At 65.2% G+C, this 23,470-nt stretch carries 20 protein-coding genes, 1 tRNA gene and 1 pseudogene; 10 read left to right on the top strand and 12 right to left on the bottom strand.

Features of this window, described 5'->3' with window-relative positions; translation table 11 throughout:
• Positions 1-58 precede the first annotated feature (58 nt).
• Together ACO6VM_RS03055 and ACO6VM_RS03060 are read right to left on the bottom strand one after the other, a co-directional pair.
• The gene (locus ACO6VM_RS03055) at positions 59-862 is read right to left on the bottom strand and encodes an MOSC domain-containing protein (RefSeq protein WP_422402749.1); all 804 of its coding nucleotides are present in this window, start codon (positions 860-862) and stop codon (positions 59-61) included.
• 61 nt (positions 863-923) lie between these two features.
• Positions 924-1,859, bottom strand: coding sequence for a chemotaxis protein CheV (locus ACO6VM_RS03060; RefSeq protein WP_401056864.1), 936 nt, complete (start codon positions 1,857-1,859; stop codon positions 924-926).
• Positions 1,860-2,211: 352 nt separating this feature from the next.
• Between ACO6VM_RS03060 and ACO6VM_RS03065 the strand changes: the two genes are divergently transcribed.
• The 3 genes from ACO6VM_RS03065 (at position 2,212) to ACO6VM_RS03075 (ending at position 4,637) form a co-directional block, all read left to right on the top strand.
• A complete protein-coding gene (locus ACO6VM_RS03065; protein ID WP_401056863.1) occupies positions 2,212-2,694 on the top strand; it encodes a histidine kinase in 483 nt (160 codons plus the stop codon).
• A 397-nt stretch (positions 2,695-3,091) separates the two neighbouring features.
• On the top strand, positions 3,092-3,988 hold the full coding sequence (locus ACO6VM_RS03070) for a sensor histidine kinase (RefSeq protein WP_401057140.1): 897 nt from the start codon (positions 3,092-3,094) through the stop codon (positions 3,986-3,988).
• A complete protein-coding gene (locus ACO6VM_RS03075; protein WP_401056862.1) occupies positions 3,978-4,637 on the top strand; it encodes a response regulator in 660 nt (219 codons plus the stop codon). The genes ACO6VM_RS03070 and ACO6VM_RS03075 overlap by 11 nt, the downstream gene beginning before the upstream one ends.
• Here the strand turns inward: ACO6VM_RS03075 and yegS are convergent.
• Complete coding sequence (gene yegS / locus ACO6VM_RS03080; RefSeq protein ID WP_422402750.1) at positions 4,621-5,514, bottom strand: lipid kinase YegS; 894 nt, start codon at positions 5,512-5,514, stop codon at positions 4,621-4,623. The genes ACO6VM_RS03075 and yegS overlap by 17 nt on opposite strands.
• A gap of 264 nt (positions 5,515-5,778) precedes the next feature.
• Between yegS and ACO6VM_RS03085 the strand changes: the two genes are divergently transcribed.
• Positions 5,779-7,233: a mannose-1-phosphate guanylyltransferase/mannose-6-phosphate isomerase gene (locus tag ACO6VM_RS03085; protein WP_422402751.1), complete on the top strand. Its 1,455-nt coding sequence runs from the start codon at positions 5,779-5,781 to the stop codon at positions 7,231-7,233.
• Positions 7,234-7,297: 64 nt separating this feature from the next.
• Positions 7,298-8,533, top strand: a complete 1,236-nt coding sequence (locus tag ACO6VM_RS03090) for a glycosyltransferase family 4 protein (RefSeq protein ID WP_401056859.1) — start codon at positions 7,298-7,300, stop codon at positions 8,531-8,533.
• Here the strand turns inward: ACO6VM_RS03090 and glp are convergent.
• Both glp and moaB read right to left on the bottom strand, forming a co-directional pair.
• On the bottom strand, positions 8,522-9,709 hold the full coding sequence (gene glp, locus ACO6VM_RS03095) for a gephyrin-like molybdotransferase Glp (protein ID WP_401057139.1): 1,188 nt from the start codon (positions 9,707-9,709) through the stop codon (positions 8,522-8,524). The genes ACO6VM_RS03090 and glp overlap by 12 nt on opposite strands.
• A gap of 22 nt (positions 9,710-9,731) precedes the next feature.
• Positions 9,732-10,271, bottom strand: coding sequence for a molybdenum cofactor biosynthesis protein B (gene moaB / locus ACO6VM_RS03100; RefSeq protein WP_125463355.1), 540 nt, complete (start codon positions 10,269-10,271; stop codon positions 9,732-9,734).
• A gap of 180 nt (positions 10,272-10,451) precedes the next feature.
• Between moaB and ACO6VM_RS03105 the strand changes: the two genes are divergently transcribed.
• The gene (locus ACO6VM_RS03105; protein ID WP_110993561.1) at positions 10,452-10,673 is read left to right on the top strand and encodes a YgdI/YgdR family lipoprotein; all 222 of its coding nucleotides are present in this window, start codon (positions 10,452-10,454) and stop codon (positions 10,671-10,673) included.
• A gap of 82 nt (positions 10,674-10,755) precedes the next feature.
• Positions 10,756-10,832 (top strand) — tRNA-Pro (locus ACO6VM_RS03110).
• Positions 10,833-11,008: 176 nt separating this feature from the next.
• Here the strand turns inward: ACO6VM_RS03110 and mqo are convergent.
• The 4 genes and pseudogenes from mqo to ACO6VM_RS03130 all read right to left on the bottom strand — a co-directional run bounded on the left by mqo (position 11,009) and on the right by ACO6VM_RS03130 (position 16,329).
• Positions 11,009-12,592, bottom strand: a complete 1,584-nt coding sequence (mqo, locus tag ACO6VM_RS03115; RefSeq protein WP_422402752.1) for a malate dehydrogenase (quinone) — start codon at positions 12,590-12,592, stop codon at positions 11,009-11,011.
• 165 nt (positions 12,593-12,757) lie between these two features.
• Positions 12,758-13,525, bottom strand: coding sequence for a methyl-accepting chemotaxis protein (locus ACO6VM_RS03120; protein ID WP_422402755.1), 768 nt, complete (start codon positions 13,523-13,525; stop codon positions 12,758-12,760).
• Positions 13,526-13,690: 165 nt separating this feature from the next.
• Positions 13,691-14,374, bottom strand: a pseudogene (locus tag ACO6VM_RS03125) (methyl-accepting chemotaxis protein); the annotation flags it as partial.
• 191 nt (positions 14,375-14,565) lie between these two features.
• On the bottom strand, positions 14,566-16,329 hold the full coding sequence (locus ACO6VM_RS03130; RefSeq protein ID WP_401056857.1) for an ABC transporter transmembrane domain-containing protein: 1,764 nt from the start codon (positions 16,327-16,329) through the stop codon (positions 14,566-14,568).
• A 268-nt stretch (positions 16,330-16,597) separates the two neighbouring features.
• Here ACO6VM_RS03130 and ACO6VM_RS03135 point away from each other — a divergent pair, with 268 nt between their 5' ends.
• Positions 16,598-16,771, top strand: a complete 174-nt coding sequence (locus ACO6VM_RS03135) for a PA1571 family protein (RefSeq protein ID WP_190306040.1) — start codon at positions 16,598-16,600, stop codon at positions 16,769-16,771.
• Between the two features lie 58 nt (positions 16,772-16,829).
• Here the strand turns inward: ACO6VM_RS03135 and pdxB are convergent, their stop codons facing one another.
• The 3 genes from pdxB to rlmM form a co-directional block, all read right to left on the bottom strand.
• Entirely contained in the window at positions 16,830-17,972 is a 1,143-nt protein-coding gene (gene pdxB / locus ACO6VM_RS03140) for a 4-phosphoerythronate dehydrogenase PdxB (protein WP_422402753.1), read from the bottom strand.
• 47 nt (positions 17,973-18,019) lie between these two features.
• Positions 18,020-18,262: a sulfurtransferase TusA gene (gene tusA / locus ACO6VM_RS03145; RefSeq protein WP_110993565.1), complete on the bottom strand. Its 243-nt coding sequence runs from the start codon at positions 18,260-18,262 to the stop codon at positions 18,020-18,022.
• A gap of 146 nt (positions 18,263-18,408) precedes the next feature.
• Positions 18,409-19,473 carry a 23S rRNA (cytidine(2498)-2'-O)-methyltransferase RlmM gene (gene rlmM, locus ACO6VM_RS03150; protein ID WP_323831195.1) on the bottom strand — a complete coding sequence of 355 codons (1,065 nt, stop codon included), beginning with the start codon at positions 19,471-19,473 and terminating at the stop codon, positions 18,409-18,411.
• Positions 19,474-19,723: 250 nt separating this feature from the next.
• Here rlmM and acnA point away from each other — a divergent pair, with 250 nt between their 5' ends.
• Both acnA and ACO6VM_RS03160 read left to right on the top strand, forming a co-directional pair.
• Positions 19,724-22,465, top strand: a complete 2,742-nt coding sequence (acnA, locus tag ACO6VM_RS03155) for an aconitate hydratase AcnA (RefSeq protein WP_401056855.1) — start codon at positions 19,724-19,726, stop codon at positions 22,463-22,465.
• 97 nt (positions 22,466-22,562) lie between these two features.
• Positions 22,563-23,339 (top strand): type II CAAX prenyl endopeptidase Rce1 family protein, encoded by a 777-nt coding sequence (locus ACO6VM_RS03160; RefSeq protein ID WP_401056854.1) that lies wholly within the window; start codon positions 22,563-22,565, stop codon positions 23,337-23,339.
• Positions 23,340-23,470 lie beyond the last annotated feature (131 nt).

Raw genomic sequence — 23,470 nt, forward strand, 5'->3', positions numbered from 1 at the left:
GCTCCCACGCCACCCTATGTACCTTGTGGCGTGGGAGCGGGCTTGCCCCGCGATGACACTATTCGAGAACCTCGACGTTCATCCCCACTTTCAGTTCCCCCGCACCATCCACCGCCAGGTTCTGGCCGAACAGCACATCCCCCTCTTTCTCGCGGAACGTCTTGAGCGTGGTCAGCGGCTCACGGTCCGGGCTGCGTTCGCCCGTGGCGGGGTCGAGGGTGGTGAGGATGCAACGCACGCTGGGTTTGAGCACACGAAAGGTCATGTCGCCAATACGGATGCGCTTCCAGCGATCTTCGGCAAATGCCTCGGCGCCCTCGACCACCAGGTTCGGGCGAAAACGCAGCATCTCCATGGGGCGCCCGATGCGCGCGCTCAGCTCGTCCAGGGAAGCCTGGCCGATCAACAACAACGGGAAACCATCAGGGAATGCCGCGCGGTCGCTGTTCAGGCCATAACCGCTGGGCAGGTACCTCGCACGCTGGTCAGGGCAATGCACCAGCCGCACCGGCTTACCCAACAGCTCGCTGAGCCATGCCGCTGCCGCATCCCCGGCATCGGGCACGCGCAAGGTGTCACGCCAGATGGTGACACCACGCAACTCGTCGTCTGCAGGTGGCACTGGCACGCTCAATGCCGCCCGCCCTGGCGCGGTGAGCAGCAATTGGCCATTCGCACCGTAATCGGCAGTGATCTGCCCGAGCGCAGGCCACGCCCGCTGGGTGAGGAAACGACCGTTCTCGGCCTCTACCACCAACCAGCGCCGATCACCGTCCAGGCCCAGGTAATCGACCGGCGAGCGTTGCAGGCTCTGCGCCTGCGTCGACTTCACCGGATAACGATACAACGCACTCAGAATCATCCCTGCCTCACCCTGTGCCAGTAAAAGCCCAAGCTTATACCGGACACAGGTGGTCCAGGTATCAGGCCGAAGCGGTGTCCATGCTCAGGCGCTGACGGACCACATCCACCAGGCGGTCGGGCTGGAACTTGGAGAGGAAGTTGTCGCAACCGACCTTCTTCACCATCGACTCGTTGAAGCTGCCAGACAGTGAAGTGTGCAGCACCACGTAAAGGCCGCGCAGACGCGGGTCGTTGCGAATCTCGGTGGTCAGCCGGTAGCCGTCCATCTCAGGCATTTCCGCATCGGTGAAGATCATCAGCAGCTTCTCGCAGACATCCTCCCCGGCATCGGCCCAGCCTTTGAGCAGACGCAGCGCCTTCAGGCCATCACTGGCCACGTGCAGCTTCACCCCCAACTGCGACAAGGTATCGCGCAACTGCGCCAAGGCCACGCTGGAGTCATCCACCAGCAGCACTTCGCGGCCACGGGCACGGGCCAGCACCGGGTCTTCGAGCTTGTCACGGGAAACCTTGGCACTGTAGGGCACGATCTCGGCCAATACCTTTTCCACGTCGATGATTTCCACCAACTGCTCTTCGACCTTGGTGATCGCCGTCAGGTAGTGCTGGCGACCGGCGCTGGTCGGCGGCGGCATGATGGACTCCCAGTTCATGTTGACGATCCGGTCGACGCCCCCCACCAGGAAGGCCTGCACCGAACGGTTGTACTCGGTGACGATGATGGTGCTGCCTGGCCCTGGCTGCAGTGGCCGCATGCCGATTGCCTGGGACAGGTCGATCACCGGCAGCGTCTGCCCACGCAGGTTGACCACGCCACAGACGTATGAATGGCGCTGCGGCATCAGCGTCAGCTTGGGCAGTTGCAGCACCTCCTGCACCTTGAACACGTTGATGGCGAACAGTTGCCGGCCAGCCAGACGGAACATGAGGATTTCCAGGCGGTTCTCACCTACCAGTTGCGTACGTTGGTCTACCGTGTCGAGAATGCCGGCCATTTGGACAACCCCCTGGCTTGTGTCGGGAAAATTGATTGCATCCGCTGGTGTATCGGCGGGTATTTGCGCAGCTTGACCCCGAACAGAAAAAGCCGGGAGCAGAGATTGATATCACTTTACCATCATGCTTTACTGCCGCCACGCCCCCACTGCAAGGCACCCCCCGTAACGAAGCATTCGCCCCTATCTTCATCAGGGAAACCCCTACCCGCAATCGGGTGCAACCTGATGTTCGCAATATCCTTTAGCCATTAATGTGACGCCATTCTCAATGCATGAATGGAGTCAGGCTTTTGCTCGCAATCGTCCAGGTATGGCCCACCCCTGCTCTAGCCCTGCGCGCTGGAGTGACATGATGGATATCGCACCACTGCCCAGCAGCGTCCTGCAGGGTTTCCTGCTGGATGCGCAGACCCTGCTGAGCAAGGCACAGGAATGCCTGCAGCACCTCGAATTGATCGGCAACGACCCCGACGCCTGCCACTGCCTTGACGAAAGCCTTGACCTGCTGGCACTGCGCGCCGACACCCTTGGCCTGCTTGAAGTGGCGCACTACTCCCGCACCCTGCAACAGCTGCTCGCCCCTGCCTGCAGGCAGCGACACTTGCAGGGCAAGACATTGCCGGCACTGGCAGCCTGCCTGACCCTGCTGGCGTGGCAATTGGAGCTGGTCGATCCGCTCACCGGCCGCCTGAGCCTGGACAGCGAAGAACAACACCTGCTGCTGAACGAACTGGCCAGTGCACTTGGGCAACCGTGCGTGCCCGGCCTGGGTACCGACGCCAACTGCACGCCGGCACCTGCCGGGCAGGCAAGTGCCGGCGTGCAATGTTAAAACCGCCACGACCGGCAACTAACAGGCTGCTCTTGCGTTGCAACTAGGCGAGACGATCGTCCAACTTGCAAAGTTGCACAAGTTGCGTAAAACCTGCACATCAGGGTTTGCCTTAGTTGCACTTACCCCCTCGCTGCCGCGTAGCGGCCGTGGCACTGTGCCGGCCTGCGGACTGCACGGATACTCCGCGAGAGTCAGTAAATTCTGAGGTTTCAAGCAGTTGCACCCCCGCGACCAAAGCAAACCGAAGTGTTAACATGCGTGCACTCGAACGCGTGCTCCTTCGATACCGGGCTTTTGCATTCGTGCCCGATGCTTACTTGAAAACGGGACGCCGAACCTCTGGCCAAACCTGTCTAATGCCTCCAACAGCAATAATTTATTGGCCTCCCTCCCTATGTTCCCAGGCTTGACGTTTTTCCAGCGCTGCCGCTCTAGCATCGCCCTGCTGCGTTGGGCAACCGCGTTGTTGTGCCTGGCCTCACTGGCGGCCAACCTGCTTTTCTACTGGCGAGCACAACCATTGCCCGGCAGCCTGCTGCTGCTGCAAGTACTGGCAATGCTCGGCGTTGCCTGGCAGCTGCGCCACGGCGCACACTCGATCAGCCTGCGCCCGGCGGAGCTTGCCGACCGCATGCTCAAAGTGCAGGAAAGCGAGCGCCAGCACCTGAGCCGAGAACTGCACGACGATATCGGCCAGTTATTGACCGCTGCCAAGCTGCAGCTCGACTGGCTGCAACGCCGGGTCCCCGAGCAGTTGCAGGCCCAGTGCACGACCCTGCGCAGCACCCTGGACCACACCTTGAGCAACGTTCGCGACCTGTCCGCCATCCTCAACCCGCGGCAACTGGCCAGCCTGGGCCTTGAGGCCAGCCTGCGCGCGCACCTGCAGAGCACCTTGCAGAGCAGCGACCTGCACTGGAGCCTGGACTGCCACCAGCGCCTGGGCGGCATCAGCGAAGAAGTATCCATGGCGGCTTTCCGCATCACCCAGGAAGCGGTCACCAACGTGCTGCGCCATGCCAACGCCCGCAACCTGCTGATTCGCCTGCAACGCACGCCGCCAGGCCTTGCCCTGTCGATTCAGGACGATGGCCGTGGCTTCGTGCCCGCCCAAGCTCCGGCCGAGGCAGGCCAACGCGGCATGGCTGGCATGCAGGAGCGGGCCACCGCCCTGCAAGGCAGCCTGACCGTCAACAGCCAACCCGGCCAAGGCTGCCAGATCGAAGCCCTGTTCCCGTGGCCGCCACGCAGCCAGGAACGTGCCAGGACCTCCCCCCATCATGACGTGTAGATTGCTGCTGGTAGACGACCATTCGCTGATTCGCGCCGGCGTGCGCGCGCTGGTATCGGACCTGCCCGACTACCTGGTGGTCGGCGAAGTCGAGGATGGTGGCCAGTTGCTGGAGCAGGTCCTGCGCCTAGCGCCGGACATTGTCCTGCTGGACATATCCATGCGTTCGACCAGCGGCCTGGACGCGCTTGCGCAACTACGCGCAAACGGTTGCGCCTGCAAGGTGCTGATGCTGTCCATGCACACCGACCCCGACCTGATCATGCGCGCCCTGGAAAGCGGCGCCCATGGCTACCTGCTCAAGGACACCAGCGCCACCGAGCTGGAACAGGCCCTCACCGCACTGCGCAACAACGAGCGTTACCTGAGCCCCGCCATCGCCCACACCGTGATCAACCAGGCGCTGCTGCGCGCGCAGAGCGGCAAGCCACCCAGCGAAGAGCGCCATAACCTGACCGCTCGCCAGCTGGAGATCCTGCGCCTGATCGTACGTGGCAAATCAACCCGTGAAATCGCCAATGGCCTGGGGTTGTCGATCAAGACCGTGGAAACCCACCGTTCGCAAATCATGAAACGCCTGCAGATCTACGACGTGGCGGGCCTGGTGCTGTTCGCCGTGCGCGAAAAGATCATCAGCCTGGACGACTGAGCAACGGCGAATCCGCCGGCAGGTGCACGCACAGCGCCCGGGGCACGACCTCGAAGCGCAGGCTGTCGGCCTGCAGCGGCTCGCCGTCGAGGTTGATGTCCAGGCCTTGTGCGCTCTTGATCTCCACCCACGGCAGCCGCGCCCGCACGAACAGTTCCTCCCCCGCCAGCAGCCCACGCAAAGCCCCCACCATTTCCTGCGGCGCCGGCAGGATACCGATGTCCAGCAGGCCATCGTCAGCCTTGGCGTCCGGACAGAGCACGTGCCCGCCGCCGGCCTGGCGCCCGTTGCCGATGCCCAGCGCCAGCAGCTCCCCCTGCCACTCGAAACCCGGCCCGTGCAACGTGACCGAGGCAGCCTGCAACTCACTGAAGCGCGACAGGCCGGTGAACAGGTATGCCGCCGCCCCCAGCACTTTCTTGAGGTCTTCCGAGGTGCTGGCTGTGACCTGGCTGCCAAAGCCGCCAGTCGCCATGTTGAGGAACAGCTGGTCGCCCACCTGCCCCAGATCGATCGCCTGCGCCGGCGTGTCCAGCAGCGCAAGTGCCGCCGCCGGCTCCAACGGCACCCCGGCGGCCCTGGCGAAGTCATTGGCGGTTCCAAGGGGTAGCAACGCCAGGCTTGGCCGAGTGTTGGCGGCCCCCTGTGCCACGGCCTCGGCCACGTCGCGCAAGGTGCCATCACCACCACCTGCCACCACCAGCGGATAGCCTGCGGCCTGCGCCTCCTCGACCAGGCGCCGGGCGTCGCCCGCCTCCCAGGTGAGGCGCACATCCAGCTGCCAACCGCGCTCACGCAGTTGGCCCACGGCCTCGCGCACCTCGTCGTTGGTCGCCTGCTTGCCATGCAGGATCAGCAGTGCCTTGCGCTCATTCATCGTTGTTCTCCATGGAAAAACCCTACTGCAATCTCGACCACCATCAACCTGAAATTGCTCACTGAGCTAAGCGATTAAAGCTGACTTCACACAATTGACATTGAAAGCCTGAGGCTACAAGCGCATCATTCGACAAATATTTGGCCTTCAAGGACGATGCCGCTCACGAAAGTCATTTTATTGACTTTTTGCCGCCAGATGCCTGACAGGTCGTGATTTCCGTTCGTTGCGCTGCCCCCAGCGCCCTGAGTAGAGGCTATGACTATGAGCGTTCTGATCCCCTGTATCATCGCTGGCGGTGCTGGCACCCGATTGTGGCCGGTTTCCCGCGAAGCCATGCCCAAGCCCTTCATGCGCCTGGCCGATGGCATCAGCCTGCTGCAGAAGACCTTCCTGCGCGCCAGCACGCTCCCAGGGGTTGAACGCGTACTCACGGTGACCAACCGCGAAGTGGTGTTCCGCACTCAGGACGAATACCGGCAAGTGGACAGCGAGCGGGTTGCGCTCGATTTCATCCTCGAACCGTTCGGCCGCAATACCGCCCCCGCCATCGCCGCCGCTGCACTGCACTGTGCCCGCGTGCATGGCGAAGACAGCGTGCTGCTGGTGCTCCCCGCCGACCACCTGATCGAGGACCAGGCCGCCTTCGCCACGGCTGTGGAACAAGCCCGGCAGCTGGCCGGCCAAGGCTGGTTGACCACCTTCGGGCTACAGCCGACTCGCGCCGAGACCGGCTTTGGCTACATCGAGCAAGGCCAGCCACTCGGTGACGGCGCGTACCAGGTCGAGCGCTTCGTCGAGAAGCCCGACGCCACGACTGCCCAGGCCTACCTGCAAGGCGGCCGTCACCTGTGGAACGCCGGCATGTTCTGCCTGCGTGTCGACACCCTGCTGCACGAACTGCAGCTGCACGCGCCGGACATTCTGCAAAGCGTCACCCACTGCCTGGCCCAGAGCGAGACCAAGCAAGGCTCGACCGGCCTGCAGGTGGAGCTCGATGCGCAAAGCTTCGAGCAGGTAGCCGATATTTCCATCGACTACGCGCTGATGGAGCCCTCCACCCAGGTCGCGGTGCTGCCCTGTGACATGGGCTGGAGCGATATCGGCTGCTGGGAGGCCGTCCGCGAACTGCGCCCCGCCGACGCGCTGGGCAACCACTGCAATGGCGAAACCGTGCTGCATGACGTGAGCAACTGCTACATCGACTCGCCACGCCGGCTGGTCGGCGCCGTCGGCCTGGACAACCTGATCGTCATCGACACCCCCGACGCCCTGCTGATCGCCGATGCGGCCCGCAGCCAGGAGGTCAAGCTGATCGCCCAGCAGCTCAAGCGCCAGGGCCACGACGCCTACCGCCTGCACCGCAGCGTGAACCGCCCCTGGGGGCTGTACACCGTGCTCGAGGAAGGCGCGCGGTTCAAGATCAAACGCATCATGGTCCGCCCTGGCGAATCGCTGTCGCTGCAGATGCACCACCACCGCAGCGAGCACTGGATCGTGGTCAGCGGCATGGCCTGCGTGACCAATGGTGAAGAGGAGTTCCTGCTCGACACCAACGAGTCGACCTTCATCAAGCCCGGCCGTACGCATCGCCTGACCAACCCCGGCGTCATCGACCTGGTGATGATCGAAGTGCAGAGCGGCGAGTACCTGGGCGAGGACGACATCGTACGCTTTACTGATATTTATGGACGCGCCCCGGCAGCCGCCATCGGTTGACTGCCAGCGGGCGCGTCTTGGCTTCCAGGGCCGACACCCGGCCATGCAACGAGGAATCCGGCTCATGCGCATACTCTGGACCTTGCCCTACCTGCCCTGGCCCACCACCAGCGGCAGCAAGACCCGGCAATATCATCTGCTGCGCCAACTGGCGCAGCGTGGTCACCGGATCACCTTGCTGGTGCAGTCCAGGGTGCCGCTGAGCGATGCGGCGCGCGAAGCCCTGGAGCCCTTGCTCGAACGCCTGATCGTGCTGCCCCGGCGCCCTTTGCACAGCCCGCTGAACCTGCTGGCCTCACCGATCATCGACTACCCCATGCGGGCGATCGTCAATGGCCTGGCACCGTGCCTGCGGCATCGCTTCGAGCAGTTGCTGGACGAACCCTGGGATGTCATCCAGATCGAGCACAGCTACAGCTTCCAACCCTTCGAAAAAGCCCTGCAGGCCCGTGGCCTGCCCTTCATGCTCAGCGAACATACCCTTGAGTCGGTGATGGGCGGCGCCTGCCATGACCGCCTGCCACTGTGGCTGCGCCCCTTCAATGCCTTCGACCGCTGGCGCTATCGCCGCTGGGAGCAGCGCGTGCTGCGTCAACCCAGCGAAGTGGTGGCGGTCAGCAACCACGATGCCGAACTGATCGAGCAGATCAGCGGGCGAGCAGTCAACGTGGTGGTCAATGGCGTCGACTGCGACTACTTCGAGGCTGTCCGGCCGTGCCCCCACAGCCAGCGCCTGCTGTTCGTCGGCAACTTCGAGTACGGGGCGAACCTCGAGGCCATCGAGTGGGCCCTGGAAGAAATCCTGCCACAGGTGTGGATGAGCAACCCGGCGGTACGCCTGGCCATTGCCGGGCATGCGCTGCCGGCCAGCTGGAAACTGCATTGGAACGACCCGCGCATCGAGTGGGTCGGCTACCGCCCCGACCTTCGCGAAGTGCAACGGCGCTCGGCGCTGTTCTTCGCACCGCTGCGCTATGCCGGCGGCTCCAAAGTGAAAATCCTCGAAGCGATGGCCGCGGGCCTGCCGGTGATCAGCACCGGCAAGGGCGTTTCGGGCCTGGCGGCCAACAATGGCGAACACTATCTGGGCAGCGACGACAGCGGCCAGCTGGCCTTGTTGATCACCCAACTGCTCAACCAGCCCTGGCGCATGGCCCAACTGGGTGAAGCCGGCCGCCAGTTCGCCCGCCAGCGCCACGACTGGAGTGTCGCGGCGCAACAGCTGGAGAACGTGCACATGCGCTTGACCCAACTGGCCCCCGCAGGCGCATCGCCCAGCGGTGAGGTGCTAGCCGAGTAGCTCACTGAAGGGAATGAACGGCACCAGCTCGCCCTGACGCGGCATGCTGCCCTCGCGCACCTCCACCACCCCCTCGGCCCAGGCAGCGCTGCGCAGCACCCCGGAGCTCTGGTTCTTGTAGATGCGTACCTGGCCGTCTTCGATCCGCGCCCGCAGGTATTCCCGACGATTGCCCGGCTTGGGCCAGTCGAAACCCGCCGGCACGCTGAAGCGCAGCGGTGCGACAGCGGCCACGCCCTGACGACGCAGCAGGTACGGGCGGGCCAGCAGGCCGAACGTGACCAGGGTCGATGCGGGGTTACCCGGCAGGCCGATTACCGGTACGCCCTGGTAGTGACCGAAGGTCAGGGGCTTGCCCGGCTTGATCGCCAGCTTCCACAACGCCAGCTCACCGGCTTCGCGCAGGGCCAGGCCAAGGTAATCGGCCTCACCCACCGACACGCCGCCGGTGGACAGGATCAGGTCGACATCGCCCAGCCCGGCCAGGCATTGGCGGGTGCGCTCAAGGTCGTCGGCCAGAATGCCGGCATCCACCACTTCACACCCCAGGCGCTGCAACCAGCTGACCAGCAGGCGCCGGTTGCTGTTGTAGATCTGCCCCGGGCCAAGCGGCAAGCCGGGCTCGACCAGTTCGTCGCCGGTGGACAGCACCGCCACCCTCGGCCGGCGCACCACGTCGAGGCGCGCAAAACCCAGGGTCGCCGCCAGGCCCAGCTGGATCGGCCCCAGGCGTGTGCCGGCGCTCATCACCTGCTCGCCGGCACGGGTCTCCTGGCCTTTGGGGCGCACGTTCTGGTCAACGGCCAGTGGCTCGAGGAAGCGTACCCGGCCATCCTCCAGCACTTCGGCGTTTTCCTGCATCTCGACGCAATCGGCCCCTTCAGGCAAGGGCGCACCGGTGAAGATACGCGCACAGGTGCCTGGCTGCAGGGGCTGCGGCGCGTGGCCGGCAAAGATGCGCTGGCTCACCGGCAGCGCCTCGCCCTGCCAATCAGCCAGGCGCAGCGCATAGCCATCCATGGCACTGTTGGGCCAGGGCGGCAGGTCGAGCCCGGCTACAAGCTCACGCGCCAGCACGCGGCCTTCGGCATCGGCCAGCGCCACCTCTTCGGTGTCACCGATCGGCGCGGCCTCGGCCAGCGCCAGCAGGCGCTCGAGGGCTTCTTCCACCGGCATCAACGGCCGGGCGGTCGCAGCCTCAACCACGGCTGTCACAGGCCGCCGCCTGCTTCAGGTGAGGGACGAAGTTGCAGGGGCGATGGCGGGCGTCGAGCTGTTCGGCGAGGATGCCATCCCAGCCGGTGCGCACGGCATTGGTCGAACCCGGCAGGCAGCACACCAGGGTGCCATTGGCCAGGCCCGCCAAGGCCCGGGACTGCACGGTCGAGGTGCCGATATCGGCCACCGAGATCTGTCGGAACAGCTCGCCGAAACCCTCGACCTGCTTGTCCAGCAGGCAGGCCACGGCTTCCGGGGTGCTGTCACGGCCGGTGAAACCGGTACCGCCGGTGATCAACACCACCTGCACCTGGTCATCGGCGATCCAGGTCGCGACCTGGGCGCGGATCTTGTACAGGTCATCCTTGAGCAGCACCCGGGCAGCGAGCTGATGGCCGGCCGCCGTGAGGCGATCGACGAACAGTTGGCCGGAGGTGTCGGTCTCGAAGGTACGGGTGTCGCTGACCGTCAGTACAGCGATGTTCAACGGCACGAAGGGGGTATCTGCCTTGGCTTTCATGGGGGTCCGTCGCAGGGAAACTGGGATGTGCGCTGTTATATCACAGGCCGGCCGAGCGCTGCCCCGCCGTTGCTCCCGGTCAATGCCCCGGCCTGAGCGCTATGCTGCACTGGACAAGGAACTTGCGTAGGCGCCCTGCGTCATAACGTCATCAAGCACACTCGAACCAGGAGAAACACGATGATCCAACGGACCCTTCCCGCTTTCCTGCTCGCCCTGGGCCTGGGCGCCCTCGCCGGCTGCGCCTCACCAGCCGTCATCACCCTGAACGACGGCCGCGAGATCCAGGCGGTGGATACCCCGAGCTATGACGAAGACTCCGGCTTCTACGAATTCGAACAGCTTGACGGCAAGCGCACGCGCATCAACAAAGACCAGATCCGCACGGTCAAAGAGCTTTGATCCAGCCACTGCTTTTCGGCGCAACTCCTTTTTGCAACAAGGGGTTGCGTTGAAAAAAACGATGCAGTAGCATTTTGGCCATCGGAGTGTAGCGCAGCCAGGTAGCGCGTCTCGTTCGGGACGAGAAGGCCGCAGGTTCGAATCCTGTCTCTCCGACCAAATCCCCGAAAAGCCCGCCAAGTGCGGGCTTTTTTGTGCCTGAATCGCATCGGGGGGGGGGGGGGAGAATCAGCCGGATAGGAGAGGCGGAGAAGAGGGGAGGGGAGGCAGCTCCCCCCCCTACGCGGTGGAGCTGTGGCAGGAGTGGGGGGTTTGTCTCCCCCCGCGATTGGCAATTACCGAGCCGACACCGCCGTATCCGGCATGACCGGCACATGCAGCAATTGCAGCCGTGCACTGCTCCATTCGCGGGTCTTGTTGGTCAGCGCCAGGTCGTTGTTCAGCTTCTGCCCGTAGGTTGGCACGATCGCTTTCAGCTTGGCCTGCCACTCAGGGCTCTTGATGCGGTCCTTGAAGGTCTTCTCCAGCACCGTCAGCATGATCGGCGCGGCGGTCGACGCGCCGGGCGAGGCGCCCAGCAGCGCGGCAATGCTGCCGTCCTCGGCGGCCACCACCTCGGTGCCGAACTGCAGGATACCGCCGTGCACAGGGTCCTTCTTGATCACCTGCACCCGCTGGCCGGCCTGCAGCAGCGTCCAGTCCTCGTTCCTGGCGTTGGGGAAATACTCGCGCAGCGCCGCCATGCGGTCATCGAAGCTGAGCATCAGCTGGCCCATCAGGTAGGTGCTCAGGTCGATGTTGTCGATACCGGCATGCAGCATGGGGCTGACGTTGTGGCTAGTCAGCGAGGCGAACATGTCCAGCAGCGAGCCGTGTTTCAGGTACTTGGTGGAGAAGGTCGCGAACGGACCGAACAGCAGGACCTGCTTGCCATCGATCATTCGGGTGTCGAGGTGCGGCACCGACATCGGTGGCGCACCGACCGACGCCTTGCCGTACAGCTTGGCCTGGTGCCGGGCGACGGTGTCGGGGTTGTCGGTCATCAGGAACTGGCCGCCCACCGGGAAGCCGGCATAGCCGTCGGCTTCCGGGATGCCGGATTTCTGCAGCAGCTTGAGCGCACCGCCGCCGGCGCCGATGAACACGAACTTGGCCTTGACGCTGGTCTGCTCGCCGCCGTTGGCCAGGTCGGCCACCACCACGTTCCAGCTGCCGTCTTCATTGCGCGCGATGTCGCGCACTTCATGGCTCAGGTGCAGTTGCACATTAGGGTTGCGGGTCATCGATGCGAACAGCTGGCGGGTGATCTCGCCGAAGTTCACGTCGGTACCGATGGCCATGCGCGTGGCCGCGACTTTCTGCCCCGGGTCGCGCCCTTCCATTACCAGCGGTGCCCATTGGCGGATCTGCTCGCGGTCTTCGGAGATCTGCATGCCGCGGAACAACGAGCTGTGCTGCAGCGCCGCCACGCGCTTGTGCAGGAAGGCGATGTTCTCCTCACCCCAGACGAAGCTCATGTGCGGCACATTGTTGATGAACGAAGGTGGGTTGCTCAGCACGCCCTGTTCGACCTGGTAGGCCCAGAACTGCTTGGACACCTCGAACTGCTCGTTGACGTTGACCGCCTTGCTGATGTCGATGCTGCCGTCCTTGCCTTCGCTGGTGTAGTTCAGCTCGCAGAAGGCCGAGTGGCCGGTACCGGCGTTGTTCCAGGCGTTGGAGCTCTCTTCGGCGACCTGGTCCATGCGCTCGTAGACGTCGACCTTCCAGCCCGGCTCAAGCTCGGTGAGGTAGGTCCCCAGGCTGGCGCTCATGATGCCGCCGCCGATCAGCAGGACATCGACGGTCTTTTGTGGCTCCGCAGGCTTGGAGCAACCGATGACGCTCAGGCACAGGAGCGTCAGCAGGATTTTCTTCATTGGATCTATCCGGTTGTTATGTAAGCGCGGCCTCGATAGCAGAGAGCGTGCCAACCGGTTGCAAGCCAATGTTCATGGGGGCGACATCAGGTCGCATGGCGACAAACCGCCACGCACCGGGGGAAGATCCCGCCCGGATGGCGGATTTCCCCCGCGATGGCAGCTTCAGGCGGTCAGGCGCGAGGTCACCTCACCCAACTGCCCCGACAAGCCATGCAAACGCTGCCCGGCCTGCTCGGTATGCTGCACCGCCTGCTGGTTGGCCGTGGCGATACGGGTGATCTCGATCAGGTTGCGCGAGATATCTTCGGCAACGCTGGTCTGCTCCTCGGCCGCCGTGGCGATCTGCCGGTTCATGTCGCGAATCGCCTCCACCGCCAGGGTGATGCGCTGCAGCATCTGCCCGGCCTGCTGCACCTGTTCGGCGCCCTCTTCACTGCGCTGCTGGCCACTCTCGATGGCCTTGACCGCCTCTGCCGCGCCCGACTGCACCGCCTCGATGATCTGGTGGATTTCGGCGATCGACGCCGCCGTGCGCTGGGCCAGGCTGCGCACCTCGTCCGCCACCACCGCAAAGCCACGCCCGGCCTCGCCAGCGCGCGCTGCCTCGATGGCCGCGTTGAGTGCCAGCAGGTTGGTCTGCTCGGCAATGCCGCGGATCACCTCGAGCACCTTGCCGATGCGCGTGCTGTCGTTCTCCAGATGGCGAATCACCGCAGCCGTGCCGGCGATCTCGCGGTTGACCAGGCCAATGATATCGATGGTCTGCTGCATCACCTGCTCGCCGGCCTGGGCACTGTGGTCGGCGTCGTCCGCCGCGCGGGCCGCCTCGGCGGCATGGCGCGCGACTTCCTGGGCAGTGGCGGACATCTCGTGCATGGCGGTGGCGACCTGGTCGGTGCGCTGGAACTGGTCATGGGTGCCGCTGGCCATGTCGCCGGCGATGTTGCGCAGCTGGCCGCTGGCGCTCTCCAGCTCTTCGGCATTGTCCTTGAGGCGGCCGACGGTGTCGGCGAGAAAATCGCGCAGGGTATTGGCGGCCCGCGCCAGGCGCCCCAGCTCGTCCTCGCGACGGCTGTCGACCCGCGCGCCGAAGCGGCCCTGGCTGAGCTGGGCGACATAGTCGATCAACTGGCGAATCGGCTCGACCAGGCTGCGGTTGATCAGCCACAGGCTCAACAGCCCGACCAGCACGGCCGAAGCCAGCATCACCAGCACACCGAGCCATACGGTGCGCTCGGCATCAGCATTGATTTCAGCCGCACGGCCACGGGCATCACCGCGCAACTGCTCGACCAGCGCGCTCATCTGGTCGCTGGTGGCGCGGTCCACACCCTTGACCGCCACATCGCCGGCCACCGGGTCACCGCCGGCGGCGAGGAAGGCCTGGCGGCCCTGCTCGTATGCCACACCCAACTGCCGGTGGCTGGCTTTGAGCTGTTCCAGGCGCGCCTTGAGCGCCGGCTCACTGCTGTCGATCAACTGGCCGAGCAGGGTCTGAACCTGCTGCTCACGGGCCTGGAACTGCTGCCAGTACTTGTCCAGCTCGGCCGGCTGGCGGCCGCGCAGCAGCACGTTCTTCCACTCCTGCACCTGGATCTTGAACTGCAGGTTGGCTTCATCGATCAACTGCGAGGCCTGCAAGGGCCCGTCCACCAGCTGGGCATAGCCGCGCACGCTGGAAGACAGGAACTGGAAGCACACCAGGGCGATCAGCAACATCGCCGCCAGGCTGCCGCCGAGCAGGGTGAGAATTTGCACTCTGAGGGATTTACGCAACATCGTGGATCTCGGAACAAGGAGGTAAGGAAGCGGACACGACAGCGCCGCCGACTAAAGACATCCTTGTCCTCGTTCGCAGGCCAAAAAAAAGCTGCCATCAATCGATAGCAGCCAGGTCGAGCACATACGCAACAGCTGAGCCAGATACTCTCAGGCAATTGCTACAGAATTGTTACAAACTCGCGACAGCCTCATCCATTGTTGAACTGCAGCGCCGCCAGGCGCGCATACAGCGGGCTGTCTTCCACCAACTGGCGGTGCGTGCCCACCGCCACCAAACGCCCCTGGTCGATCACCGCGATACGGTCGGCATGCTGCACCGTGGCCAGGCGGTGGGCGATGACCAGCGTGGTGCGCCCGGCCATCAGCTGCGGCAACGCTTGCTGGATCAGGTGTTCGCTCTGCGCATCGAGGGCGCTGGTGGCTTCGTCCAGCAGCAGGATTGGCGCATCCACCAGCAGCGCCCGGGCAATCGCCAGGCGCTGGCGCTGGCCGCCGGACAAACCGATGCCGCCCTCCCCCAGCCGGGTCTGATAACCCTGCGGCAACTGGGCGATGAATTCGTGGGCATGGGCGCTGCGCGCCGCCGCCTCGACCTCGGCCTGGCTGGCCTCGGGGCGGCCATAACGGATGTTGGCCTCGACCGTGCCGCGGAACAACGCCGGTTGCTGGGCCACCAGGGCGAACTGACGGCGCAGCTCGGCCACCTCCAGGCCGGTGATCGGCTGGCCATCGAGCAGGATGCTGCCGCCCTGGGGGTCGTAGAAGCGCAGCAACAGGTCGAACAGGGTCGACTTGCCGGCGCCCGACGGCCCGACCAACGCCACCGTCTGGCCGGGCTGCACCAGCAGGCTCAGGCCATCGATGGCGGCCACCGCCGGGCGCGACGGGTAGGCGAAGCGCACTTCGCGCAGCTCGATGGCGCCACTGGCGCGCCCGCCTGCCAGGCTGACGGCCTGGCGCGGCGCCAGGATCGCACTCTGCGCCGCCAGCAGCTCGGCAATACGCTCGGCAGCACCCGCTGCCCGCTGCAGTTCGCCGATCACCTCGCTCAAGGTGCCGAAGGCACTGCCGACGATCAGGCTGTAGAACACGAAGGCCGCCAGCTCGCCGCCAGAGATGCGCCCGGCGATCACATCCATGCCACCCACCCAGAGCATCACCCCCACCGCCCCCAGCACCAGCACGATCACCAGGGTGATCAGCCAGGCACGCTGGGCGATGCGCCGTCGCGCCACGCCGAACGCCGCTTCCACGGTCTCGGCGAACAGCATGCGGTCACGGGCTTCGTGGTTGTAGGCCTGCACGGTCTTGATCTGCCCGAGGCTCTCGGCGACGTAGCTGCCGACATCGGCGACCCGGTCCTGGCTTTGCCGCGACAGGCTGCGCACCCGCCGGCCGAACAACAGGATCGGCGCCAGCACCAGCGGCAAGGCCAGCACCACGATGCTGGTGAGCTTGGGGTTGGTGACGAACAGCAGAATCACCCCACCCACTACCATCAGGGCATTGCGCAGGAACATCGACAAGGACGAGCCGATCACCGACTGCAGCAAGGTGGTGTCGGCGGTCAGCCGCGACTGGATCTCCGAGCTGCGGTTGTCCTCGAAAAACCCTGGGTGCAGCCCCAGCAGATGATCGAACACCGCCCGACGGATGTCGGCGACGCAACGTTCACCGATCCACGACACCAGGTAGAAGCGGGCGAAAGTCCCCACGGCCAGGGCCAGCACCAACAGCAGGAACAGGCCGATGGTCTGGTTGAGCTGGTGCATCGAACCCGTCATGAAGCCCTGGTCCACCAGCAGGCGAATGCCCTGCCCCATGGACAGGGTGATGCCGGCAGTGACCACCAGCGCCAGCAGGGCCAGCAGGGCCTGGCGGCGGTATGGGCGCAGGAACTGCCAGCCCAGGTGCAGGGCACGACGTTGGCGGGAAGAGATCGGTTCAGGCATGGCGGGCAGGTTCGGCAGGAAGATGGGCCAAGCCTACCACTGGTCCACCTGGCAGGAACTGCTCCACCCGCAGGGGCATCACATCAGAGGTATCGGGCGGCGTGGGGCGAAAAAGCCTTATGCCCCACCTATGACCTTTCGTTCTAAGGTGCCGCTGGAGCTTTGCCACGCTTTCTGTTGGACTGGGCCTGTCATGCCCCGCCCGTTGTCACAGGCCAGTCATGGCAAAGCGGTACGTTTGAGCTTGAACCTGAAGAGGAGACAGGACATGAGCTTGCAGCACGGCAACGAGACGCCCAAGGCCCCGAAACACCCGCAACCTCAAGTTTGCGGTTCGATCATCGATGGCCAGGGCCGCGAGATCCCGATCACCGAGCAGATGATCCAGAAAGCCTGCAAGGACCTGGAAGAAAGCCGGGTCAAGAAAGTCGGCAAAGACTGAAACAAGAATTCCTTCGAACCCGGCGCCTGCGCCGGGTTTTTATTTGCAGGTCAAGCTGTCAAACCAGCACCGCGCCCAACGCACTCACCACCTGCGCCAGCTGCGGCGCCTCGCCGCGCAGACGCACCGCCAACCCCTCGATCTCGCGGCGCACCGGATACTGCTTGCGCAGCAGGTCGAAGGCCGCACGCTGCTCGGCCGGGTCGTCGCTCAGGCTGCGACGGAAATCGGCATCGTCACGGCGCGGGTCGTACACCGCCCGGCACAGGGTGGCCAGCGCCCAGGCCGGCTCGGCGCCCGCATCCAGCTCGATCTGCGCCAGCGCAGGGGCTGGCAGCAGGTCCGCCAGCCGCACCTGCTCGGCTTCACCCTGCACGCGGCAGAACGCCTGGTAGATCTGCGCCGTGCCGCGCTGCTTGCCGTCCAGGCTGTAGCCGGCGATATGCGGGGTGGCCAGGGTGCACAGGTCGGCCAGTTGCAGGTCCACCTGCGGCTCGCCTTCCCACACGTCGAGCACCGCATGCAGGTCTTCGCGATCCAGCAGCAGCTCACGCAGCGCAGCATTGTCCACCACCGGGCCACGGCTGGCATTGATCAGCCAGGCGCCGGGGCGCAGGCGCGCCAGGTGCGCTTCATCGAGCAGGTGCCAGGTCGGGTGTTCGCCCCCGCGCTGCAGCGGCGTGTGCAGGCTGATCACGTCGCACTGCTCGACGATGGTCGCAAGGTCGACGAAGTCGCCCCCCTCGCTGGCCTGGCGCAGCGGGTCGCACACCAGCACCTTCCAGCCCAGGCCATGCAGCACGCGCACCAGACGCCCGCCGACTTCGCCGGCACCGACCACGCCATAGACCCGCTTGCCCAGCTCGACACCTTCGAGTTCGGCCAGGGTCAGCAGGCTGCCCAGCACATAGTCGACCACGCCACGGGCGTTGCATCCTGGGGCGCTGCTCCAGTGGATGCCAGCTTCAGCGAAGTAATCGAGGGCGAGATGATCGGTACCGATGGTGCAAGTGCCCACGAAGCGCACCTTGCTGCCTTCGAGCAGTTGCCGGTCGACGCGGGTCACCGAGCGCACCAGCAGCACGTCGGCGTCCTTCACGCAGGCGGCATCGATGGCCCGGCCGGGGTAGCGGCGGATCTCGCCGAAACCGGCAAAGAAGGCATCGAGCAGCGGGATGTTTTCGTCGGCAACTATCAGCATGGCGCTCTCCTGTCAGGGGAGCGCAGTGTAGCCTGATCGCGCCGGCCTCAGTCGGCCTTCTTGCGGATCCAGTACAGGTAGGTGCCGGCCTCTTCCTGCTGGCCTACCAGCTCGTGGCCGAGGAAGTTGCAGAACTTGGGGATGTCGCGGCGGGTCGAGGGGTCGGTGGCGATCACCTTGAGCAGGCCGCCGGCGGCCAGGTTGCGCACGTGCTGGTGCAACATCATCACCGGCTCCGGGCAGTTCAGGCCGGTGGCGTCGAGGATGGCGTCGGGGGTGAAATCGGTCATGAAAGGCTCCGCGAAATGATCGTCATTGTGGCGCATCCGTCGAGGTGCTCCAAGGGGCTGCTGTGCAGCCCAATCGCCGGCAAGCCGGCTCCCACATGGACCGTGCAACCCTTTGCCCGTGGGAGCCGGCTTGCCGGCGATTGGCTTCAACGCGGTTTCAGGTCCAGCCGGCGCAGGTGGCAGGTCACTTCCTCGCGGTCGTGGTACAGCTGCTTGCAGGCGATCGACACCTTGACCTTGCGCGCCTTGAAGCCTTCCTCGATGCGGTCGAGCAACTTGCGCACCTCGGCGTGACGCTGCTTCATCGGCAGCTTGAGGTTGACCACCGCCTCGCGGCACAGCCCCTCGCCCAGCCAGGTCTCGATCAGCGACGCGGTGCGCGCCGGCTTCTCGACGATGTCGCAGACCATCCAGTCCACGGTCTGTTTCGGCTTCCAGGTAAAGCCGTCGGCCATCAGGTGCGTGACCAGCCCGGTGTCCATCAGGCTCTCGGCCATCGGCCCGTTGTCGATGGCGGTGACCAGCATGCCGCGCTTGACCAGCTGGTAGGTCCAGCCACCGGGCGCAGCGCCCAGGTCGACACCGGTCATGTCGTCGTTCAGGCGCTGGTCCCACTGCTCGCGCGGGATGAACTGGTGCCAGGCTTCTTCCAGCTTGAGGGTCGAACGGCTGGGCGCTTCCCGGGGGAACTTCAGGCGCGGGATGCCCATTGGCCACAGCGCCTGGTTACCCGCTTCGGCCTGGCCCAGAAATACCCGCCGGCCACTGATGAAGGTCAACAGCAGGCGCGGACGCTGCGCGTCGTCGACCAGCCGCCCGGCCTTCTCCAGCGCCTTGCGCAGCGGCACTTCGAACTTGCGGCAGAAGGTCGAAAGCTCCTTGCCGTCGTTGGTGTCGAGCACCTCCAGCCACAGGCTGCCGAACACCGGCAGCTCGGCCAGGTGCTCGAGCAGCACGCTGATGCGGTCGGTTTCGGGCAACTCGATGTAGCTGCCGCGCGCCCACTGGCGCGGGAAGATCAGCTGGTCGAAACGCATTTCACGCATCAGCCGCGCGGCGCCGTCGGGCTCGCTGCAGACGAATTCGGCGCAGGCGCTGCTTGGCTTGCCTTTGGCATAGCCGGCCACGCCCAGGTGGGCGGCGTGTTCGCTGATTTCGGCGCAGACCTCGCCCTCGAAGCCGGGCCGGCAATGCATGAACAGGGTATTCATCTCTAACTCCACATCACTGGCGCAGGCGGCGCCAGCCTTGACCCGACGCAACACAAGGTGCGGCCGGGCGGCGAATGATAAAGGAAGATCGGAACCCGCGACACGCCCCACCGGTCCAGAAAAGGGTCAGGCCCGGCAAACGGGGCTAACCTGACTGTTCAGCCAGGTCCGTGCCGTGCGGACCGATCCACAGCGGTGACACTGGCGATCCTTTGGCAGTCGCCGGGCACCGGAGCACAAGGAGTAGTCAATGCCCTCGCTCGATAGCCTGAAAACCCTCAAGTCACTGAAGGTGGCCGACCACACCTACCACTATTTCAGCCTCGCCGAAGCCGCCCTCCAGCTGGGCGACCTGCAACGCCTGCCGATGTCGCTGAAAGTGCTGCTGGAAAACCTGCTGCGCTGGGAGGACGGCAAGACCGTGACCGGCGACGATCTGCGTGCCTTGGCCGAGTGGCTCAAAGATCGCCGCTCGGACCGCGAGATCCAGTACCGCCCGGCGCGGGTGCTGATGCAGGACTTCACCGGCGTACCGGCCGTGGTCGACCTGGCTGCCATGCGCGCGGCCATGCACAAGGCCGGTGGCGACCCGCAGCGCATCAACCCACTGTCGCCGGTGGACCTGGTGATCGACCACTCGGTGATGGTCGACCGCTACGCCAGCCCCGCCGCCTTCGCCCAGAACGTCGACATCGAGATGCAGCGCAATGGCGAGCGCTACGCGTTCCTGCGCTGGGGCCAGAACGCCTTCGACAACTTCCGCGTGGTGCCGCCGGGCACCGGCATCTGCCACCAGGTCAACCTGGAATACCTCGGGCGCACGGTCTGGACCCGCGACGAGGACGGGCGCACCTACGCCTTCCCCGACACCCTGGTCGGCACCGACTCGCACACCACCATGATCAACGGCCTGGGCGTGCTCGGCTGGGGCGTGGGCGGCATCGAGGCCGAGGCGGCCATGCTCGGCCAGCCGGTGTCGATGCTGATCCCCGAGGTGATCGGCTTCAAGCTCACCGGCAAGCTGCGCGAGGGCATCACCGCCACCGACCTGGTGCTGACCGTGACGCAGATGCTGCGCAAAAAAGGTGTGGTGGGCAAATTCGTCGAGTTCTACGGCGACGGCCTGGCCGACCTGCCGCTGGCCGACCGCGCCACCATCGCCAACATGGCCCCGGAATACGGCGCCACCTGCGGCTTCTTCCCGGTCGACCAGGTGACCCTCGACTACCTGCGCCTGTCGGGCCGCCCGGAGCAGGCGGTGCAACTGGTCGAGGCCTATTGCAAGGCCCAGGGCCTGTGGCGCCTGCCTGGCCAGGAACCGCTGTTCAGCGACAGCCTGGCGCTGGACATGCATGAGGTCGAAGCCAGCCTGGCCGGCCCCAAGCGCCCGCAGGACCGGGTAGCCCTGAACCAGGTTCGCCAGGCCTTCGACCAGTTCATCGAGCTGCAGCCCAAGCCACTGGCCAAGGATGTCGGGCGCCTGGAAAGCGAAGGCGGTGGCGGCGTGGCCGTGGGCAATGCCGACCAGGCCGGCGAGATCGACTACAGCCATGCCGGCCAGACCCACACCCTGCGTGACGGCGCGGTGGTGATCGCCGCCATCACCTCGTGCACCAACACCTCCAACCCGAGTGTGATGATGGCTGCCGGGCTGGTGGCGAAAAAAGCCGTGGAAAAGGGCCTGCAACGCAAGCCCTGGGTCAAGAGTTCGCTGGCCCCCGGCTCCAAGGTGGTCACCGACTACTACAAGGCAGCCGGCCTGACCCCTTACCTGGACCAGCTGGGCTTCGACCTGGTGGGCTATGGCTGCACCACCTGCATCGGCAACTCCGGGCCGCTTGACGAAGCCATCGAACAGGCCATCGGCAGCGCCGACCTGACGGTCGCCTCGGTGCTGTCGGGCAACCGCAACTTCGAGGGCCGGGTGCATCCGCTGGTGAAAACCAACTGGCTGGCCTCGCCACCGCTGGTGGTGGCCTACGCCCTGGCCGGCAGCGTGCGCGTGGACCTGAGCCAGGATGCCCTGGGCACGGGCAAGGATGGCCAGCCGGTCTATCTGCGCGATATCTGGCCCAGCCAGCAAGAGATTGCCGCAGCGGTCAGCAACGTCGACACACGCATGTTCCACAAGGAATACGCCGAAGTGTTCGCCGGTGACGCCCAGTGGCAGGCCATCGAGGTACCACAGGCGGCCACCTATGTCTGGCAGGACGATTCCACCTACATCCAGCACCCGCCGTTCTTCGACGACATTGGCGGCCCGCTGCCGCAGATCACCGATATTCAAGGGGCTCGCATCCTCGCCCTGCTCGGCGACTCGGTGACCACCGACCATATTTCTCCGGCCGGCAACATCAAGGCCGAAAGCCCCGCCGGGCGCTACCTGCGCGAAAAGGGCGTGGAACCGCGCGACTTCAACTCCTATGGCTCGCGCCGCGGCAACCACGAAGTGATGATGCGCGGCACGTTCGCCAATATTCGCATCCGCAACGAAATGCTCGGCGGCGAGGAAGGCGGCAACACACTGCATGTGCCGAGCGGCGAAAAGCTGTCGATCTATGACGCCGCCATGCGCTACCAGCAGGAAGGTACGCCGCTGGTGGTGATCGCCGGGCAGGAATACGGCACCGGCTCCAGCCGCGACTGGGCGGCCAAGGGCACCAACCTGTTGGGGGTCAAGGCCGTGCTGGCGGAAAGCTTCGAGCGCATCCACCGCTCCAACCTGGTGGGCATGGGCGTGTTGCCTCTGCAGTTCAAGGCCGGTGACGACCGTAAGCGCCTGGGGCTGACCGGCAAGGAGCGCATCGATGTGCTGGGGCTTGGCGGCGCGCAGATCCGCCCGGGGATGAGCCTGCCAGTGCGTATTACCCGTGAGGACGGGCAACAGACGCAGATCGAGGTGCTGTGCCGGATCGACACGCTCAATGAGGTGGAATACTTCAAGGCGGGGGGCATCCTGCACTATGTGCTGCGGCAACTGATTGCAGGGTGATCATGGCCAGGGGCCATTTATTGGCCCCTGATCAGGTGTCCTGAAGGACGCGAGCTCAGTCGAAGCAGTTCCGCACTCGCTGCCACAAGGATTTTGCATGTCGTTGCCCCACTGGATCGCGCTGGGCCTGCTGGCCCTCGGCTACTGCTTTGCACTGGCCCACGGCAGCCTCGGCCTGGCTGCCCTGCCCAGCCTGCTCGCCCTGTTGTGCACCGCCCTGCTGGTACGGCGCAGGGTGCGCGGGCAACAGACCCTCGGCCACCTGCTGTTCATCGGCATGGCTGCTGCACTGGCCCTGCATTGGCTGCCGGGCTTCAATAGCGCCAAGGTCATCGACAAGGCGGTGTTCAGCCAAGGCGCGCTGCCGTTCTCGATGTACCTGAACCTGGACAAGCCGCTGATCGGCCTGTGGTTGCTGCTGGCCTGCCAGTGGCTGGTGGTGTTGCGCGGGCGCGGGCTGGCGCTGAGCCTGCTCGCGATCCTGCCGCTGACCCTGCTCGCCTGCCTGGGCGGCGCCTGGGCCCTGGGGCTGGTGGCCTGGGCGCCGAAATGGCCGGACCAGGCCTGGCTGTGGCTGTTGAACAACCTGCTGCTGGTCAGCCTGACCGAAGAACTGCTGTTTCGCGGTTACATCCAGGGCGGCCTGCAACGTCTGTTCAGGCATGACGGCCTGGCGTTGCTGGCAGCAGCGCTGCTGTTCGGCCTGGCTCACCTGGGGGGCGGCTGGCAGTGGTTCTACCTGGCGACGTTGGCAGGGGTGGGTTACGGCCTGGCGTACCGCCATGGCGGGCTGGCCGCAGCGGTGGCCTGCCATGCCTGCGTCAACCTGGCGCACTTCGCGGGCTTCAGTTACCCGATGCTGGCACTTGGCTGAGCAATCGGTCATGATCCGACCTGATCGTCACAAATCATAAATAAAGCTGCAATATTGACGGCAACGTACGCGAACGCGTGGGCTTACACCACAATCGCAGTGGTCATCCGTTGCGCCAGATCAATGCAAGT

Origin of the sequence: Pseudomonas sp. GZD-209 (assembly GCF_049310485.1) — a bacterium.
Classification (GTDB): domain Bacteria; phylum Pseudomonadota; class Gammaproteobacteria; order Pseudomonadales; family Pseudomonadaceae; genus Aquipseudomonas; species Aquipseudomonas sichuanensis.